The organism is Actinokineospora xionganensis (assembly GCF_014323725.1).
In the GTDB taxonomy this organism is placed as follows: Bacteria; Actinomycetota; Actinomycetes; order Mycobacteriales; family Pseudonocardiaceae; genus Actinokineospora; species Actinokineospora xionganensis.
In genome coordinates, this window is the sequence record NZ_JABVED010000005.1 from 314,159 (window position 1) to 331,697 (window position 17,539).

13 protein-coding genes are annotated in these 17,539 nt (G+C 69.1%); 7 read left to right on the forward strand and 6 right to left on the reverse strand.

From position 1 onward, the window contains the following. The first annotated feature begins 28 nt into the window (after positions 1-28). Positions 29-796 (forward strand): VOC family protein, encoded by a 768-nt coding sequence (locus GPZ80_RS11905; RefSeq protein WP_187220365.1) that lies wholly within the window; start codon positions 29-31, stop codon positions 794-796. A gap of 162 nt (positions 797-958) precedes the next feature. After that, positions 959-2,176: a lipase family protein gene (locus GPZ80_RS11910; RefSeq protein ID WP_312880268.1), complete on the forward strand. Its 1,218-nt coding sequence runs from the start codon at positions 959-961 to the stop codon at positions 2,174-2,176. Between the two features lie 199 nt (positions 2,177-2,375). Here GPZ80_RS11910 and GPZ80_RS11915 read toward each other — a convergent pair whose 3' ends face one another. Then, a complete protein-coding gene (locus tag GPZ80_RS11915; RefSeq protein ID WP_222719152.1) occupies positions 2,376-3,635 on the reverse strand; it encodes a hypothetical protein in 1,260 nt (419 codons plus the stop codon). A gap of 134 nt (positions 3,636-3,769) precedes the next feature. Here GPZ80_RS11915 and GPZ80_RS11920 point away from each other — a divergent pair, with 134 nt between their 5' ends. Together GPZ80_RS11920 and GPZ80_RS11925 are read left to right on the forward strand one after the other, a co-directional pair. Then, a complete protein-coding gene (locus GPZ80_RS11920) occupies positions 3,770-4,447 on the forward strand; it encodes a hypothetical protein (RefSeq protein WP_187220367.1) in 678 nt (225 codons plus the stop codon). Positions 4,448-4,496: 49 nt separating this feature from the next. Continuing rightward, complete coding sequence (locus GPZ80_RS11925) at positions 4,497-6,437, forward strand: YncE family protein (protein WP_187220368.1); 1,941 nt, start codon at positions 4,497-4,499, stop codon at positions 6,435-6,437. A 79-nt stretch (positions 6,438-6,516) separates the two neighbouring features. On the opposite strand, the gene GPZ80_RS11930 is transcribed toward GPZ80_RS11925, so the two are convergent. Further along, positions 6,517-7,968, reverse strand: a complete 1,452-nt coding sequence (locus tag GPZ80_RS11930) for a glutamate synthase subunit beta (RefSeq protein ID WP_187220369.1) — start codon at positions 7,966-7,968, stop codon at positions 6,517-6,519. Next, positions 7,961-12,496, reverse strand: coding sequence for a glutamate synthase large subunit (gene gltB / locus GPZ80_RS11935; protein WP_187220370.1), 4,536 nt, complete (start codon positions 12,494-12,496; stop codon positions 7,961-7,963). The genes GPZ80_RS11930 and gltB overlap by 8 nt, the downstream gene beginning before the upstream one ends. A gap of 462 nt (positions 12,497-12,958) precedes the next feature. Between gltB and GPZ80_RS11940 the strand changes: the two genes are divergently transcribed. From GPZ80_RS11940 to GPZ80_RS11950, 3 genes are all read left to right on the forward strand, one after another. Then, complete coding sequence (locus GPZ80_RS11940; RefSeq protein ID WP_222719153.1) at positions 12,959-13,444, forward strand: FxsA family protein; 486 nt, start codon at positions 12,959-12,961, stop codon at positions 13,442-13,444. Between the two features lie 71 nt (positions 13,445-13,515). Next, positions 13,516-14,061 carry a superoxide dismutase family protein gene (locus GPZ80_RS11945; protein WP_187220371.1) on the forward strand — a complete coding sequence of 182 codons (546 nt, stop codon included), beginning with the start codon at positions 13,516-13,518 and terminating at the stop codon, positions 14,059-14,061. Between the two features lie 29 nt (positions 14,062-14,090). Then, the gene (locus GPZ80_RS11950; RefSeq protein ID WP_187220372.1) at positions 14,091-14,513 is read left to right on the forward strand and encodes a hypothetical protein; all 423 of its coding nucleotides are present in this window, start codon (positions 14,091-14,093) and stop codon (positions 14,511-14,513) included. A 254-nt stretch (positions 14,514-14,767) separates the two neighbouring features. Here GPZ80_RS11950 and GPZ80_RS11955 read toward each other — a convergent pair whose 3' ends face one another. Genes GPZ80_RS11955 through GPZ80_RS11965 form a run of 3 tightly spaced genes read right to left on the reverse strand, consistent with a single transcriptional unit; the run spans position 14,768 to position 17,526 of the window. Further along, positions 14,768-15,211, reverse strand: coding sequence for an acyl-CoA thioesterase (locus GPZ80_RS11955; RefSeq protein ID WP_222719154.1), 444 nt, complete (start codon positions 15,209-15,211; stop codon positions 14,768-14,770). Positions 15,212-15,257: 46 nt separating this feature from the next. Continuing rightward, on the reverse strand, positions 15,258-16,277 hold the full coding sequence (locus GPZ80_RS11960; protein WP_222719155.1) for a methyltransferase: 1,020 nt from the start codon (positions 16,275-16,277) through the stop codon (positions 15,258-15,260). 25 nt (positions 16,278-16,302) lie between these two features. Further along, positions 16,303-17,526, reverse strand: coding sequence for a cytochrome P450 (locus GPZ80_RS11965; RefSeq protein WP_187220373.1), 1,224 nt, complete (start codon positions 17,524-17,526; stop codon positions 16,303-16,305). Positions 17,527-17,539: the final 13 nt, after the last annotated feature.

Genomic DNA, 17,539 nt, shown 5'->3' on the forward strand with positions numbered 1-17,539 from the left:
GACGGCCTCGACTTTCTGGAGGACAACCATGAGCCATCTCAGCGCGAACCAGCCATTGGGCACCCCGACCTGGATCGACCTCGGCATCCCCGACCTCGATCGCGCGATGGCGTTCTACCACGCGCTGTTCGGGTGGGAGTTCGACATCGGGCCCGCCGAGACCGGGCACTACACCACCTGTCTGCTCGACGGGAAGCGTGCCGCCGCGATCATGCCCAACCCGGACCCCGCCGCCACCGACTTCTGGTGGAACGTCTACCTCGCCACCGACGACTGCGACGCCACCGTCGAGCGCGTCCGTGCGGCGGGCGGCACGGTGCTCTCCGAGCCGATGGACGTCATGGAGCAGGGCCGAATGGCGATCGTCAAGGACCCGGTCGGCGCCCAGTTCGGCCTGTGGCAGGGCAACAAGCACATCGGCGCCGAGGTGGTGAACGAGCCCAATTCCTTCCTGCGCAACGACTTGGTGACCCCGGACGCGGCGTTGGCGCGGCCGTTCTACGCCGCTGTCTTCGACTTCACCCTCGACGGCAACCCTGATCTGCCCGACCTCGACTTCACCTTCCTGCGCAGGCCCGACGGCCACGAGATCGGCGGCATCGTGGGCGAGCCGACCGCGACCAAGTCGAGTTGGGGCACGCTGTTCCAGGTCGACGATTGCCACGCCGCGGTAGAGCGGGTGGTCGCCGCCGGGGGAACGGCCGACGCCGTGCAGGAGATGGTCTACGGCAACACCGCCGCCATCACCGACCCGTTCGGCGTCACCTTCGACATCGGTTCGCCCCCTTCGGCGTAATTCGGCGAGGATTGCCAAAACCGACTCTGGCCACTATTCGAAAGAGGGAGCTTTTCGTAGCAGGATTCCGCAATGACCGATCAAGCGTTGTCTTAAGTCACTGCCGTCGCCAGGCTGCGTTCCGAGACCTTTTCGGAAACCTGAGCGCAACGGAGTGTCAACGTGCACGTCCCTGTCAGACGCGGACTCGCTGCCACGACGGTGATCGCCGCCGTCCTCGCGGTGGTCACCGTGGCCTCGTCGCCCGCTGTCGCCGCCGATTTCTACGCCCCGCCGTCGCCATTGCCCGCCGGGCAGAACGGCGACGTCATCAAATCCGAGCCGTCCACTTATAACGGCGCCACAGCGACCCGCGTCATGTATTTGTCGCGGGATGCCAAGAACAAGTCGATCGCGGTGACCGGGACGGTTCTGGTCCCGGCCAAGCCCTGGTCGGGACCGGGGCCGCGCCCGATCGTGGCCTACTCGCCGTTCACCTCCGGTATGGGCGACCAGTGCGCCCCGTCGAAGGCCCTGGCGGGAGGGGGCGACCTGATCTCGCAGACGCACGGCCTGTTCATCAATCCGTTGCTGGAGCGCGGAATCGCGATCGCCCAGACCGACTACCAGGGTCTCGGCACGCCCGGCGAACACGCCTACGTGGTCCGGGCGTCCGAGGCGCACACGGTGCTCGACGTGATCCGGGCGGCGCAGCGGCTGCCGGGCACCGGCCTGCCGTCCAACGGCCCGGTCGGCATCACGGGCTACTCGCAGGGTGGCGGCGGTTCGGCCGCCGCGGTCGAACTGGCACCCGAGTACGCGCCGGAACTCGACGTGAAGGGCGCCTACGTCGGCGCGCCGCCCGCGGACAAGGCGGTGCTCGCCAAGAGCCTCGACGGCGCGTACGCGTTCGGTTTCCTCGGTTTCTCCCTGGTCGGCATCAACACGGCCTACCCGGAGACCCGGCTGGTCAGCCTGGCCAACGAGGCGGGCGCGGAGCTGTTCGTGCAGGCGTCGCAGGTGTGCACGATGGACGCGATCTTCAAGTTCGCGTTCAAGCAGTCGAGCAGCCTGACCAAGGACGGCAAACCGGTCTCGGCGTACCTGACGCAGGAGCCGTTCACCACGGTCATCAAGGACCTGCGGATCGGCAACCGCAAGCCGACCGCGCCGACCCTGGTCGAGCACACCCCGGCCGACGACATCGTGCCTTACGGCCAGGGCAAGCAACTCGCCAAGGACTGGTGCGGGCTGGGTGCGAACGTCCAGTTCCGGGACATCCTCGCCCTGCCCCTGATGGGCCACGTGTTCGCGGCCCAGCCCGCGGCGGGCAACTCGGCGGTGTGGCTCGGTGACCGGTTCGCGGGCAAGGCCGCCACGCCGAACTGCGGGAAGTTCTAGCTCCCACCGGGTGGATAGGGGAACGGCCCGCGAGACCCGACGCTCGCGGGCCGTTCCTGCCGCCTCCACCTCGCCGGATCGGGTGACCCGGTTGATCAGCTGCTTGGACAGCGCCACCGCCCACCAGGGGACGATCCGGACCCGCAAATCGGGTGCTCGTCTCGGACCGCTGCGCGGATCACCCGCGCGCGGGGGATCCCTATGCGCGAACGACGTCCGCCGTGGCCGCGACGCGGGACGCCCCGCCCTCGGTGTACTCCCACCGCAGCCCGTCGCCGTCGGGCCGCAGCGTGATCGAGCCGTCGACGACGCAGCGTGTCGTGCCCTGCTCCACGATGTGCTCGGTGACCACCAAGGTCGCCGGGTCGGATCGGGAGAACCGCAGCACGCCCCGGCAGCCCAGGCCGGGGTATCGGGTCTCCCCGACGACGTCGCCGTCGGGCTCGGTGATGGTCATCTCGACGTGGTAGGTCTTGTCGGACGTGGGCTGCACGACCGGGGCGGGCGACCGCCAGCCGCCCCGGAACACCTCGGGCACCTCAGGTCCGGCCTTGTCCGGCCGGGCGCAGCCCTCGCCACCGAGCGTTGACGCGTCGCGGCCGGGATAAGGGCCGTGCGGGCCGTCCGAGCCGGGGGCGCCTGCCTGGTACCCCCAGCGGCCGCGGTAGCCCCACCAGGGTTCGTCCACGACCGAGCGGGGCCGCCCGGCCCAGCGGGTGCCCTTCGTGGCGACGTCGTTGATCTTGTCCGCGACAAACGCGTCGTAGGTCCCCATCCAGGGGTAGGACCCGTGGGAGCCGGACGCGGAGTAGACGACCGGCCGGTCGCCGTCGACCTCGAGCTCGCGCCACCACGCGAAGCACTCGGGTTCGTTGTGCTTCCAGAACGTCACGCCGACCGGCTCGGGCCGCCCGTCGCGGAACTGCACGGCGACCCGCTCCCAGTCGCCTTCGTGGTCGTTGACGAAGTCGTTGTACGGGTAGAACAGCCAGTAGACGATCGCCGTGCGGTTCCCGTCCACGACGGCCTGCCAGTACAGCGGGGCGGTCCCCGGGTCCCCGGCGCGTGAGGAGTCGTCGAAGTCGAGGTAGAACCCGCGCCCGTCGCCTGCCGCTGTGTGCTTGTCGGACTGCACCCCGCCCACCACGGCGGCGCAGCTGGCCGCGGAGTACGCCGCTTCGCGGCCACCCAGCTTGGGCAGCTCGACCCGGTCGGCGATCTGGGTGTTGCTGGGTACCCCGTCGCATAGGTCGTTCAACCACAGCGAGGCCCCCTCGGCGGCGCGGGAGGCGTCTCCGGGGCCGTTCTTGTCACCTTTGGCCAGCCAGACGACAGGGGCGTAGCGCTCCGCCAGGACCCGCAGGGCCGTCCCGGGCTCGGCCTCTCCCGGGCGCTGGGGCCGGGCGTTGTCGTCGCAGGACAGCAGAGCGGACAGCAGCGTCACGGCCATCAGGGTCATGACCACCGGGTTCCTCATAGTTCCGCAACGTTACCCACCGAGCCCGGTTCAGCCGGTCGAGTCGGTCGAAGTTCCGGCGCGGCGGCTTCGTGAGGCTCTACTGTTCCCCTCGGTTCGGACGAAAGGGGAGATTGGTGAGGTCTGCGAAGTTGGTCGTGGGTGCGGTGTCAGCCGCGCTGCTCACGGCGTGTTCCAGCGACGGGGGTGGTTCCCAGGGTGGCAACGCACCGGGGGCCACGGATGCGGCTCCGTCGTCGGTGGACACGCCGTCGGCCAAGCCGCCCGCGTTCGAGGACTTCCCGGGTGAAGGAGTCGTGTTCACCGACGCGGGTATGAAAGTCGGCGTGAAGACCAAGGCGATCGACGCCACCTGGATGCCGGAGGTGCTGGACACCCCGGCCAAGCCGGGTCACCACTACCTGGTGGTGTGGGTCGCGGTCACCCCGGCTTTGCCTGACCGAGGTGCCGACAAGGTGAGCGTCAACCGGGAGTTCTACGTCCGCCACAAGGCGACCTCGGGCCCGTGCGGCGCGGAGCCCGCCATCTCCGGCTACTGCTACTACTGGGGATGGCCGGGCAGCGAACTCGATGCCCTGGAAGATGACAAATGGCGTGACCACCGGTGGCAATCGGGTGAGTACGTCCGCACCGACATCAAGCGCGGCGAGACCGTCATAGGGCAGGTCGGCTTCGAGGTCGCCGACACCGTCGAGCTCGGTGAACTCGAGCTGTGCGTGCCGACCGTGGAAGCACTGTCCGACAAGTCGGAGTTCCCCTGCACTCCGGTGAAGGCCCCGGACGGTTCACGCTGAGGTTCCCCGCTCGGACGTTTGCGTAGGCTGCCAGGTCATGGGGTGGATCATGCGTTTGCTTGTCCTGACGCTGTCATTGGTGCTGGTGGCAGGCTGCGAGCCGGATCCACCGCCTCCGCCGGACTCCGTGGACACGAAGCCCGCGGAGACCGGCGCGCCCTTGTTCGCCTACGCCGAGGAGGGCAAGCTCCGGCTGATGCGGGCCGGTGCCGTGGTCGCCGAACTCGACGCCGACACCGGTGAACAAGCGGAATGGGCACCGGACGGGTCGCGGTTCGTGGCGATCGCGGGCGAGCAACTGGTCTCGATCGACGCGCGGACCGGCGCCATCGCGAAGGCCGCTTGCACCTGCCACGACGTCGCTATCGCGGCCGGGAAGGTGTACGTCTCGGCGCAATACGGCGCGACCGAGCTGACAGTGTTCGACCTCGCCACCCTCAAGCCCCAGGGGCCGCTGAAACTGGACAACGGCGCCTCGTCGATCGCCGGCGCGGGTGATCGGCTGGTGACGTTCCAGATCTCGCAAACCGGTGCCCGCGACGCGAGCGAACTGATCATCGTCGACCCGGCCACCGGCAAGACGACGAACGCGGGCAAGGCCGGCCAGGTGGCGGACACCGCGTTCACCCCGCGCGGCTGGTCGGGTGGGCCGCTGTTCGCCTACGCCACCACGGGATCCACGGGCGCGGCGACAGCGGTGGCCGAGGTGTTCTGGCTCGACCCCACCAGCCCGGCCGAGCAGACGCGGACCAGCGACCGGGAGTTGCGGCAGACGACACCGAACATCGCCGCCGACGACTGGAACAGCAGCCGCGACCACCTCTGGTGGGCGGCGGACGGCACCCTGCGCACAGCCGCGTGGACGTGGTCATGCACCTACGGCGGGCTGAACGGACCGCGGTGCGGTGAGAAGTCCGCGCACACTCAATGGCGTTACGACGGCGCACAATGGGCGCGGACCGACGAACGTGACCTAGACAGCGTCTTCGACATCGGCGCGGGGAGCAGTCTTGAACTCGGCAGGGGAGAGGAAGACAAGCCACTCACCTTGGTGGAAGGCCAAAACCGGACCGCGCTCAGCACCCACGCCCTTCAGGTGTGGATTCCCCCGCAGCGCGGTCGCCCGACCGGCGACTCCTCGCAGGCGGCGCTGGCCAAGCAGTGGGCTCCTCTGGTTCGCCTGTCGCAGTTCGATCTAGCGGGCCCGGCTGACCCGAGCGACTTCATCGTCCGCTCCACGCTGAGGTGGAGTCACGACAGCAACTGCCACGACCACCACATCGCGCGCGACCTCGACGAACGCGTCCTCGGACAGGGCGGTTACCACCACCAGTCGGGAGGGAAGCCGCATTATCCGTTGAACCGCGAGTGTCCCCACGAAGGCGACCCGCTCCCGTCGAACCACACCGAGGACGTCGGCTCGGGAGAGTTCCTTGGACCCGAGGGTTTCTTCCTCGATGCCGACAACCTCGCCATCGCCGGCATCGACGATCCTCACCGGTCCGACGGAGTGAACACCGCCCCCGTCTACTGGCAGCACGCCGATCAAGACGGCAAGCCGGGCGGCAGGGTCGCGGTCATCTACTGGCTGTTCTACCCCACCAACCCGAACGCCAACCCGCACGAGGGCGACTGGGAACGAGTAGCCGTCGTGTTCGACGACAAAACGCCTGTCCAGCTGACCTTCTGGGCGCACGGGCACGCCTGCGGCCTGCCGTGGAACGACGCCGAAAAGTCTGACGGCCATCCCGTCGCCTACTCGGCTGTCCTCTCACATGCGTCATACCCGCGGCCGGGACGAAACAAGCAGGACATCGCCAACCCCGGCGACCGCTGGACCACCTGGGCGAAGCTCGAACCTGTCACCGAGCAGCCCTGGTGGGGCTACACGGGAGCATGGGGTGAGGGCGGACCCAAGCATCTTCGAGGCCCATCCGGCCCCTCACCCGGGCGAGGCGTTGGCGAGGCGTTCTCCACGGACAAGTGTTAGCCCGACGGCTCGGCACCCGGAACCGGGAATGAAAACGGCCCGCGAGCGCCATTGCTCGCGGGCCGTCGTCAGCACCCCATCAGACCAGCGGACGGTCCGTGGGCTCGATCGGCCGCGGCAGCACTGCCCGGCCGGTCAGGTAGGCGTCGACGCCTGCCGCGGCGCTGCGGCCCTCGGCGATCGCCCACACGATCAGGGACTGGCCGCGGCCCATGTCGCCCGCGGTGAAGACGCCCTCGACGGACGTCTGGAAGTCGGTGCCCCGGGCCACGTTGCCGCGCGGGTCGAGGTCGACGCCCAGGTCGGTGAGCAGGCCGTCCTTCTCCGGGCCGACGAAGCCCATCGCCAGGGTGACCAGGTCGGCCGGGATCTCCCGTTCCGAGCCGGGGACGGGGACGAATTTGCCGCCCTCGTTGGCCACCTCCGTCAGGCGCAGCGCCCGCACGTTGCCCTCGGCGTCACCCACGAACTCCGTGGTGGACACCGAGTACACGCGCTCGCCGCCCTCCTCGTGGGCCGAGGTGACCCGGTAGAGCATCGGGTACGTCGGCCACGGGTTGACGTCCGCGCGCGACTCCGGCGGCTTGGGCATGATCTCCAGCTGGGTGACTGAAGCCGCGCCCTGCCGGTGTGCCGTGCCGACGCAGTCCGCGCCGGTGTCGCCGCCGCCGATGACGACGACGTGCTTGCCCTCGGCGTGGATCGGGGAGCGGTCCAGCGTCCCGGCCGCGACCTTGTTCGCCGGGGGCAGGTACTCCATCGCCTGGTACACGCCGGTCAGCGAGCGGCCGGGGATGGGCAGGTCGCGCCACGCGGTGGCGCCGCCCGCCAACACGACAGCGTCGTAGTCGTCGCGCAGCTGCGAGACGGTGACGTCCACGCCGACGTTGACGTTCGTGCGGAACTCGGTGCCCTCGGCCTTCATCTGCTCAAGGCGCTTGTCCAGCCGGGACTTCTCCATCTTGAACTCGGGAATCCCGTACCGAAGCAGACCGCCGATCGCGTCGGCCCGCTCCAGCACCACGACGTCGTGGCCCGCGCGGGTCAGCTGCTGGGCGGCGGCCAGGCCGGCGGGGCCGGAGCCGACCACGGCGACCTTTTTGCCGGTGCGCACGGTCGGGACCTCGGGCTTGATCCAGCCCTCGTCCCACGCCCGGTCGACGATCGAGATCTCGACCCGCTTGATGGACACCGCGTCGTCGTTGATGCCGAGGACGCACGCGGACTCACACGGGGCCGGGCACAGCGTTCCCGTGAACTCCGGGAAGTTGTTCGTCGCGTGCAGCCGCTCCGCCGCGGTCTTCCAATCGTCGCGCCAGACCAGGGTGTTCCACTCCGGCACCAGGTTGCCCAGCGGGCAGCCCTGGTGGCAGAACGGGATGCCGCAGTCCATGCAGCGCCCGGCCTGCTTCTGCACGCGCTCGTTGCCGAACTCGTCGTAGACCTCGCGCCAGTCCTTCAGGCGCAGGAACACCGGCCGGTGGGACGCGTTCTCCCGCGGCGTGGTCAGAAAGCCCTTGGGGTCAGCCATGTGCGGCCTCCATGATCGCCTTGTCGATGTCGCGGCCGTCGCGCTCGGCGGCGGCACGCGCGGCCAGCACGCGCTTGTAGTCCTTCGGCATCACCTTGGTGAAGCGCCGGACCTCGTTGTCCCAGTCGGCGAGCAGCGCCCGGGCGACAGCGGATTCCGTCTCCGCCAGGTGCTTCGAGACGACCTCACGCAGGAACACGGTGTCATCACAGCTGTCTTCCGCCAGATAAACGGGCTCGAGGTCGACCATCTCCGGGTTGACCCGCTGCGCGGCGAGGTCGAGCACGTAGGCGATGCCGCCGGACATGCCCGCCGCGAAGTTGCGCCCGGTGGGCCCGAGCACAACCACGCGGCCGCCCGTCATGTACTCGCAGCCGTGGTCGCCCACGCCCTCCACGACGGCCAGCGCGCCGGAGTTGCGGACGCAGAACCGCTCGCCCACCTTGCCGCGCAGGAAGATCTCGCCGCCGGTGGCGCCGTAGGCGATGACGTTGCCCGCGATGACGTGGTGCTCGGCGGTGTACTGCGAGCCCGGGTGCGGACGCACGGTGATGCGACCGCCGGACAGGCCCTTGCCGACGTAGTCGTTGCCGTCGCCGACGAGTCGCAGCGTGATCCCGCGCGGGATGAACGCGCCGAACGACTGGCCCGCCGTGCCGGTGAAGGTCACGTCGATCGTGTCGTCGGGCAGGCCCTCGCCGCCCCAGCGCTTGGTCAGCTCCGATCCGAGCATGGTGCCCACGGTCCGGTTGACGTTGCGCACGGGCAGTTCCAGCCGCACGTGGTCGCCCGAGCTCAGCGCGCCCTCGGCGAGCTGGATCAGCGTGTTGTCGAGCGCCTTCTCCAGGCCGTGGTCCTGAGTGGTGACGCAGTGCCGGGCCGCGCGCGGCTCCAGCTCGGGCACGTGGAAGATCGGCGACAGGTCCAGACCCGAGGCCTTCCAGTGGTCGACCGCGTCACGCATGTCGAGCAGCTCGGCGTGGCCGACCGCTTCCTCGATCGAGCGGAAGCCCAGCGCGGCAAGGTATTCACGCACCTCCTGGGCGATGAACTCGAAGAAGTTGACGACGTAGGAGGCCTTGCCGCTGAACTTGGCCCGCAGCACCGGGTTCTGGGTCGCGACACCCACCGGGCAGGTGTCGAGGTGGCACACCCGCATCATGACGCAGCCGGAGACCACCAGGGGAGCGGTGGCGAAACCGAACTCCTCGGCGCCCAGCAGCGCCGCGATGATGACGTCGCGCCCGGTCTTGAGCTGGCCGTCGGTCTGCACGACGATCCGGTCGCGCAGCCGGTTGGCCAGCAGCGTCTGCTGCGTCTCGGCCAGACCCAGCTCCCACGGACCGCCCGCGTGCTTGATCGACGACAGGGGAGAGGCGCCGGTGCCGCCGTCGTGGCCCGAGATGAGCACCACGTCGGCGTGCGCCTTCGACACACCCGCCGCGACCGTGCCGACGCCGACCTCGGAGACCAGCTTCACGTGGATGCGGGCCGCCGGGTTGGCGTTCTTCAGGTCGTGGATGAGCTGCGCCAGGTCCTCAATGGAGTAGATGTCGTGGTGCGGCGGCGGGGAAATCAGACCCACACCCGGCGTGGAGTGCCGGGTCTTGGCGATCCACGGGTACACCTTCGTGCCGGGGAGCTGCCCGCCCTCGCCGGGCTTCGCGCCCTGCGCCATCTTGATCTGGATGTCGTCGGCGTTGACCAGGTACTCGCTGGTGACGCCGAACCGACCACTGGCGACCTGCTTGATCGCCGAGCGCCGCTTCGGGTCGTAGAGCCGGTCGGAGTCCTCGCCGCCCTCGCCGGTGTTGGACTTCGCACCCAACTGGTTCATCGCGATGGCCAGCGTCTCGTGCATCTCCTGCGAGATTGAGCCGTAGGAGATCGCACCCGTGCCGAACCGCTTGACGATGGACGAGACCGGCTCGACCTCCTCGATCGGCACCGGCGGGCGCACGCCCTCCTTGAAGGCGAACAGGCCGCGCAGCGTCTTCAGCGACGCCGACTGGTCGTCGACCGCGCGGGTGTACTCCTTGAAGATCTCGTACTTGCCCGAGCGGGTGGAGTGCTGCAGCTTGAACACCGTGGTCGGGTTGAACAGGTGCGGCTCGCCCTCGCGGCGCCACTGGTAGTCGCCGCCGGTGATCAGGTCGCGGTGGCTGGCGCGAACGCCGTCACGCGGGAAGGCCTGCGCGTGCCGCTGCGCCACTTCCTCGGCCAGCACGTCGAAGCCGACGCCGCCCAGCCGCGAAGTCGTGCCGGTGAAGCAGGAGTCGATGACCTCGGCGCCGAGGCCGAGCGCCTCGAAGATCTGCGCGCCGGTGTAGGAGGCCACAGTGGACACGCCCATCTTGGACATGGTCTTGCGGACGCCCTTGCCCAGCGCCTTGATCAGGTTGCGGGTCGCCTTCTTGGCGTCCACGCCCTGGATCAGGCCCTGCTCGGCCAGTTCCTCGACCGTCGCCATCGCCAGGTACGGGTTGACCGCCGCGGCGCCGTAGCCGATCAGCAGCGCGATGTGGTGCACCTCGCGGGCGTCACCGGACTCCACGACCAGGCTGACCTGGGTGCGCGTCTTCTCCCGCACCAGATGCTGGTGGACAGCACCGACCAGCAGCAGCGACGGGATCGGGGCCAGGTTCTCGTCGACACCGCGGTCGGACAGCACGATCACCCGGGCGCCGTGCTTGATCGCCCACGACACCTCGGCGCGGATCTCGTCGAGCTGCTCGCGCAGGGCGTCGCCGCCGCCGCGCACGTCGTAGAGGCCGTGGATGGTGACGGCCTGGTAGTCCGGGCGGTCGCCGTCGTCGTTGGCGTGCACGATCTTGGCGAGCTCGTCGTTGTCCAGCACCGGGAACGGCAGCGTGATCCGGCGGCAGGAGGTCTCGTCGACCTCCAGCAGGTTCGGCTCCGCGCCCAGCGTGGCGCCCAGCGAGGTCACCAGCTCCTCGCGGATCGCGTCCAGCGGCGGGTTGGTGACCTGGGCGAAGAGCTGGCTGAAGTAGTCGAACAGCGGCCGCTGGCTCGTCGACAGCGACGCCAGGGGAGCGTCGTTGCCCATCGAGCCGATCGGCTCCGCGCCGGTGCGGGCCATCGGCTGCAACAGGATCGCGAGCTCTTCTTCGGTGTAGCCGAACGCCTGCTGCCTGCGCACCAGCGACGCGTGCGTGGGCACCTCGCGCTCACGCTCGGGAAGCGACTCCAGCGTGGTGAGTCCCTTCGCGACCCACTCGCCGTACGGGTGCTCGGCGGCCAGCGCGCCCTTGATCTCCTCGTCGTCGACGATGCGGCCCGCGGCCGTGTCGACCAGGAACATCTTGCCCGGCTCCAACCGTCCCTTGCGGACGATGGTGGTCGGGTCGATGTCGAGCACGCCGACCTCGGAGGCCAGCACGACCAGGCCGTCCTCGGTGACCCAGTAGCGGGCGGGGCGCAGGCCGTTGCGGTCGAGCACGGCGCCGATCTGGGTGCCGTCGGTGAACGAGACCAGCGCGGGGCCGTCCCACGGTTCCATCAGCGTCGAGTGGAACTCGTAGAACGCCCGGCGGGCCGGGTCCATCTCGGTGTGGTTCTCCCACGCCTCGGGGATCATCATCAGCACGGCGTGGGGCAGTGAACGGCCGCCGAGGTGCAGCAGTTCCAGCACCTCGTCGAAGGACGCCGAGTCGCTCGCGCCGCGGGTGATGACCGGGAAGATCCGCTTGAGGTCGCCCGGGATCAGGTCGCTGGCGAGCATCGACTCGCGTGCGTCCATCCACGCGCGGTTGCCGCGCAGCGTGTTGATCTCACCGTTGTGGGCGACGTACCGGTACGGGTGCGCCAGCGGCCACGACGGGAAGGTGTTGGTGGAGAAGCGGGAGTGCACCAGGCCGATCGAGCTGGTGACCCGCTCGTCGTTCAGGTCGGGGAAGAACAGGCCGACCTGGGGCTCGGTGAGCATTCCCTTGTAGACGATCGTCCGCGAGGAGAGGGAGGCGAAGTAGACCCCGTTGTCGCCGGCGTCGTGCTCGGCGCGCTTGCGCACGCAGAAGGCCAGGCGCTCCAGCGGAAGCCCGGACACGCCGTCGGCGGCGGCGATGAACAGCTGGGAGAAGTACGGCATGACCGACGCGGCGGTTGCGCCCGCGTGCTCACGGTTGACCGGCAGCTCGCGCCAGCCGAGCACCACGGCGCCCTCTTCGGCGGCCACGCGCTCGATGACGGCAACGGCGGCGGCGCGCTCGGTCTCGTCGACCGGCAGGAACGCGGTGCCGACGGCGTAAGCGTCAGGCAGGGGGAAATCGACGACCTCGCGGTAGAACCCGTCCGGAACCTGGATCAGGATGCCCGCGCCGTCGCCGGTGTCCGGCTCGGCACCGCGGGCGCCGCGGTGTTCCAGGTTGCGCAGGGCGACGAGAGCTTTGGCGACGATGCCGTGGTCTCTGCGACCGGCGAGGTCGGCCACGAACGCGACGCCACAGTTGTCGTGTTCGTACTGCTCGTCATAAAGGCCCCCGTGCCGGGGGTCCTGGCGGGTCGTCATGTGAAGCGGCCCTCCCTCTGCTCTGAAGCGCACACGGGCGCGCCGAGTAATCAGGGAAAGCCGCAATGGGCACTTTCACCGTCGACTCGGCCCGGTGTGCGTCGCGGTGCTGTGCGGCGACGTGCGGAAATAGCCCGGGCTTGGGCGGTTGAGCGCACCTCATCGTGCGGAGTGGCAGCGCACCTCGTCGTGCGGCCTGCGTGCGGCGGTCGGGTCCGGTGTGGACGCCGTCGTCACGCGATATCGCCCCAGGATCGTCTGGGACTTTCCATGACAATAGTGTGAACTCGGCGTTATCGGGATACGCCGAACGGAGCTCGTGGCGAACACCACGTGCCCTTGACGCCGGGTCTTCGTCGCCATGATAGCTCTGACCAGGCGATTCGGCGTTTCGGGAGCGTTTCGAGCTCGTCGGACGTTGTCGAGATATCCGGCTGAATTTCTCCAGGGAAGGGACTCGCGGTGCCGATTCTGTTGGTGCTGTTCCTCGCCGTCGTAGCGGAAATCACCGTGATGGTCACTGTCGGCAACCTTGTCGGCATCCTGCCGACCATCTTGCTGCTTATCGCCGCGACCGTCCTGGGCGTTGCACTGCTGCGCCGAGAGGGCGTCAAAACCATCGGCGCGCTGCAGGCGGCGATCACGGCCCGCCGTCCGCCGGAGCGTGAGATCCTCGACGGTGTGCTCGTCGCGGCCGCGGGCGTGCTGGTGATTCTGCCCGGCTTCATCAGCGACATCCTCGCGATCCTGCTGTTGCTCCCGCCGACCCGCGCGATCGTGCGCCGCAGGCTCGTCCGCCGGGCCGAGGTCGCCGTGGCCAACCGGGAGCGCCGGACGATCATCGTGGACTCGGTGGTGGTCGACCCGGACGCGAATCACCACGGCTCTTCCGATTCTGGGTCGAATCCCACTATCTTCCTCCCGGAGAGCAGGCGCGGGACCGACTGAGCGCCTCCTCCATCAGGTGAACAGGCCGTCGTGCCGCGCGCCCGTCGCCGTGTTTCGGAAGGATTGGCCGCATGCTTCGTTCACTTGTCGCGATCCCCGCGGCGGCGGCACTGCTGCTCGCCGTGACGGTCCCCGCGTCCGCCGCGGGCCCCACCAAGGGCACGTTCCAGCCCTACAGCCCGGGTGCCACGGCGATCACGTACGCGCCCGACAAGGTCCCCGTCGGTTCCCGTGCGGCGGTCGTCCCGATCTCCGAGGGCGACAAGACGGTGGTCATCCTGCTCGTCAACGGCCTGCTGCCGGACCGGCACTACGGCGCCCACGTGCACGTCAAACCCTGCGGCGCGCTGCCCACCGACGCGGGCCCGCACTTCCAGAACGTGAAGGACCCGGTGGTCCCGTCGGTCGACCCGGCCTACGCCAACCCGGACAACGAGATCTGGCTCGACTTCGAAACCGACGCCCGCGGCAACGGTCACGCGATGGCGAAGGTCGACTGGACCTTCGACGACCGCCAGGCCGACTCCGTCGTGATCCACGCCGAACACACCCAAACCGCCCCCGGTGAGGCGGGCACGGCGGGCCCGCGGCTGGCGTGCATCACCCTCGACGACTGAGCCACGCTCGGCGACGGTGGGGAACTCAGATGACGGCGATCGTGGCGCTGTGGCGCGACGGCAGATTGCCCGCCGAGGACGGCCTGTTCTTCGCCGAGGGCCAGTCGTTCGTGGTCGACGACATCAAGGAATTCGGGCTGGCCGAACTCCTCGCGGAGGACTCGGACTGGGTCACGTCGATCGACATCGCCCGCGAGGTGGAGTCGAACCCGTTCTCGGAGATCAAGCTCGACTTCTGTACCAGGTTTCGTGCTTTGGTCAGCTGCTCAGGCCCAACGCCGCCCCTTGGGGGAGGTGCCGCTGCGCATGTGCTTCGCCCAGGCGCACCATCAGCCGCTATTCATCGACGGGCTGGTCAGGCCCGCACTCGGATGGAAGTCGCCGCCGACCCGAGGCCCGAGAGAATCTCTGCGGCGGCCCCAACAGGACCATCCTCGTGGACCGGTTGGTGATCGTCAACGCCGCTGGAACCCATGAGTGGACCGACCTGGGCCAGACTCTCGGGATTCCCTGCCAACCCGAGACTCAGCGGGGGACCTCCCAGCCGTGCCGAGTAACGGGGGACTCAGACTCACGGTTAGCAGGTGACGGTCACGTCGACCTCGGGCGTCGCTGACGATCTCGCTGGAGACACCGCAACATCCATGACCTGTGCAAACGCCGCGGGGGCCGAGCGAACTCGACCCCCGCGGCGTGGTCTTCGGTGCTACTGCGCCTGCAACGTCTTGTAGATCGCGCGGGTGTCCTCCTGCCAGGACGTCGGCCGGAAGGTGCGCGGATCGAGCCGGATATGAACCCGCTTGCCTTCGGCGTGCACCGTCGCCGAGTCGGCACTGAGCACCCGGAACGCGTAGACGACGCTGCTGTCGCCGACGTGGTCGACGATCAGCTGGACTCCCACCTCACCGGTGCCGCGGATCGGCGCCTTGTAGGAGATGGAGAACTCGACGACGCCGACCGAGGCGTCGACGTGGCCGAGCTTGCCGTCGCGGTAGCTGTACCCGTGTCGGTCCCAGAACAGGGTGAGCGCGCGCTCCACGAGCAAGCCGTAGCGGGTGTTGTGCACCAATCCCATCGAGTCCAGGTCCTCGAAATGCACGAAGACGGGTTCGACGTGGCCGGTGGTGACGGGTTGCGGTAAAGCGCTCACGGTGGTTCCTCCCGAACTGGTGGCGTGACGGCGAGCATACTCAGCGTCAGGTCGCCATGGCCTCGGTGATCGACATCGCCGACGGCGTCGTGAGCACCCGGCTGAGCTTGAGGCCCGCGGCCGACAGCAGACCCGAGATCTCTTCCTCGGTGCGTTCCCGGCCCTCGAAGACGGTCATCATCAGCAGGTCGGACATCGGGTTGGGGTGCGGCAAGCCGCCCGGCGGGACCACGATGTCGATGATCAGCAGGCGCGCCGTGCCCGACATCGCCTGGCGGACCGTGCGCAGGATGCGGATCGCGTCCTCGTCGCTCTTGTCGTGGATGATCCGCTTGAGCAGGTACACGTCGCCGCCCGAGGGCACGGCGGAGAAGAAATCGCCCTCGGCGGTCTCGAACCGGTCGGCCACAGCCGGGTCTCGCACCCGGTGCCGGGCCAGGATCTCCGGCCGGTCGACCAGCACGCCACGCACGCTGGGATTGCGCGTCAGCACCGCGTGCAGCATGCCGCCGAGACCGCCCGCGATGTCGATCACGGTGCCGTTCTCAGGGAACTCGTAGCTCTCGGCCATGCCGCCGTGCTCGAGGACCGACAGGTCGGCCATGGCGTCGGCGAACAGCGTGGCCGCCTCGGCGTCCTTCGCGAGGTGGTCGAAGATCTGGCCGCCGAACAGTTCGTCGAACACGGTGTTGCCCTTGCCGACCGTGTCCGACAGCCTGCCCGCGGGCAGCCAGTACATGTCGCTGGTGAACAGCAGCACCAGGTTTCGCAGCGTCACCGGCGAGCCCCCGCGAAGCAGGCTGGCGGCGACGGTCGTGTGGAACCTGCCGTCCTCGTCTTCGCGGAACACCCCGCGCCCGGCGAGGAAGCGCAGCACGCGGTGCAGGTGGTCGGCGTGCAGTCCGGTGCGCTCGGCGAGGTCCGCGGCGGTGCGCGGGCCGTCGGCGAGGTGCTCGGCGATGTCCGCGTTCGCCGCGACCCGCAGCGCCGCGGGATAGAGGTAGCTCAAGGCGTCGCCGAGCAACTGCCGAACGGCGGCGCCGATCTCCTTGGGGTCCGTGCTCACAACGAGTGCCTTCCGTATCAGGTGATCACCAGGTCACGAGGAAGTGTTCGAACCCGCCGAGCGCGGCGTTGTTCTTCCACCGCAGGTCGTCGGTCGTGCCCGCCATGGCCAGGTTCGGGAACCGGGTGAACAGCGCGTGCAGGCCGATCTCCACTTCCATCCTGGCCACCGGGGCGCCCAGGCAGAAGTGCGGGCCGTGGCCGAACCAGACCTGCGACGGCTGCTTGCGCCGGATGTCGAAGGCCTCCGGGTCGTCGTAGACCCGGGGGTCGCGCAGCGCGGTCTCGTAGTTGACCACCATCGCCGTGCCCTTGGGGATGTCCACCCCGTGCAGCGTCATGTCGGCCATCGCGATGCGCGGGAACGGTGACACGCCGGGGATGCCGTGTCGGGAGATCTCCTCGACCGCGCCCGGCCACAGGCTCGGGTCGGCCATCAGGTCGGCGAGCTGATCGGGGTGGGTGAGCAGGTTCAGCACGCCGTCGGTCAGCACTGTCGCGCTCGTCTCGTGCCCGGCGACCAGCAGGAACGTGCCCAGGGAGATGACTTCGGACTCGGTCAGCGCACCCTCGGCGTCGGACTGGCGGGTCAGCGCGCTGAGGAAGTCGTCGCCGGGGTTCGCCCGCTTGCTCGCCACCAGGTCGGTGAAGTACGTGCGCAGCGCGACGTACGCGGCGCCGATCTGCTCGGCCGTCGAGCTGATCGTCATGATCGTCTCGGTCCAGTCGGTGAACCGGGTCCAGTCCTCGAACGGGACGCCGAGCATGTCGCAGATGATCCGCAGCGGCAGCGGCCGGGAGAACGCCTCGTTGAGGTCGACCGGCTGCGGCATCGCGGCCATCTCATCCATCAGGTCGTCGGCGATCCTGCGGATCCGCGGCAGCAGCGCGTCGAGCCGTTCCGCGCTGAACGCCTGCGCGGCCAGCTTGCGAATCCGGGTGTGCCGGGGCGGGTCCATGTTCATGATCGTGTCAGGGTTGGGCCGCACCGCCTGCGACCGCGGCGCGTACTCCCCGCAGACCGCCGCGCGGCTGAACTCGCGGTCGGTGAGGACGTGCTTGAGGTCCTCGTGCCGGGTCACCAGCAGCGCTGGATCGCCGGTCACCAGGGAGATCGGGCACACCGGACGTTCCTCGCGCAGCTCGGCGAAGACCTCCGGGATGCGCACCGGGTCGACGCGCGGGATCGGCATCTGCAGCCGCTCGGCCGACGCGGAGTCCGTCGCGCCGGAAAATGTCTCGTTGGACACGGGTGCCTCCTGC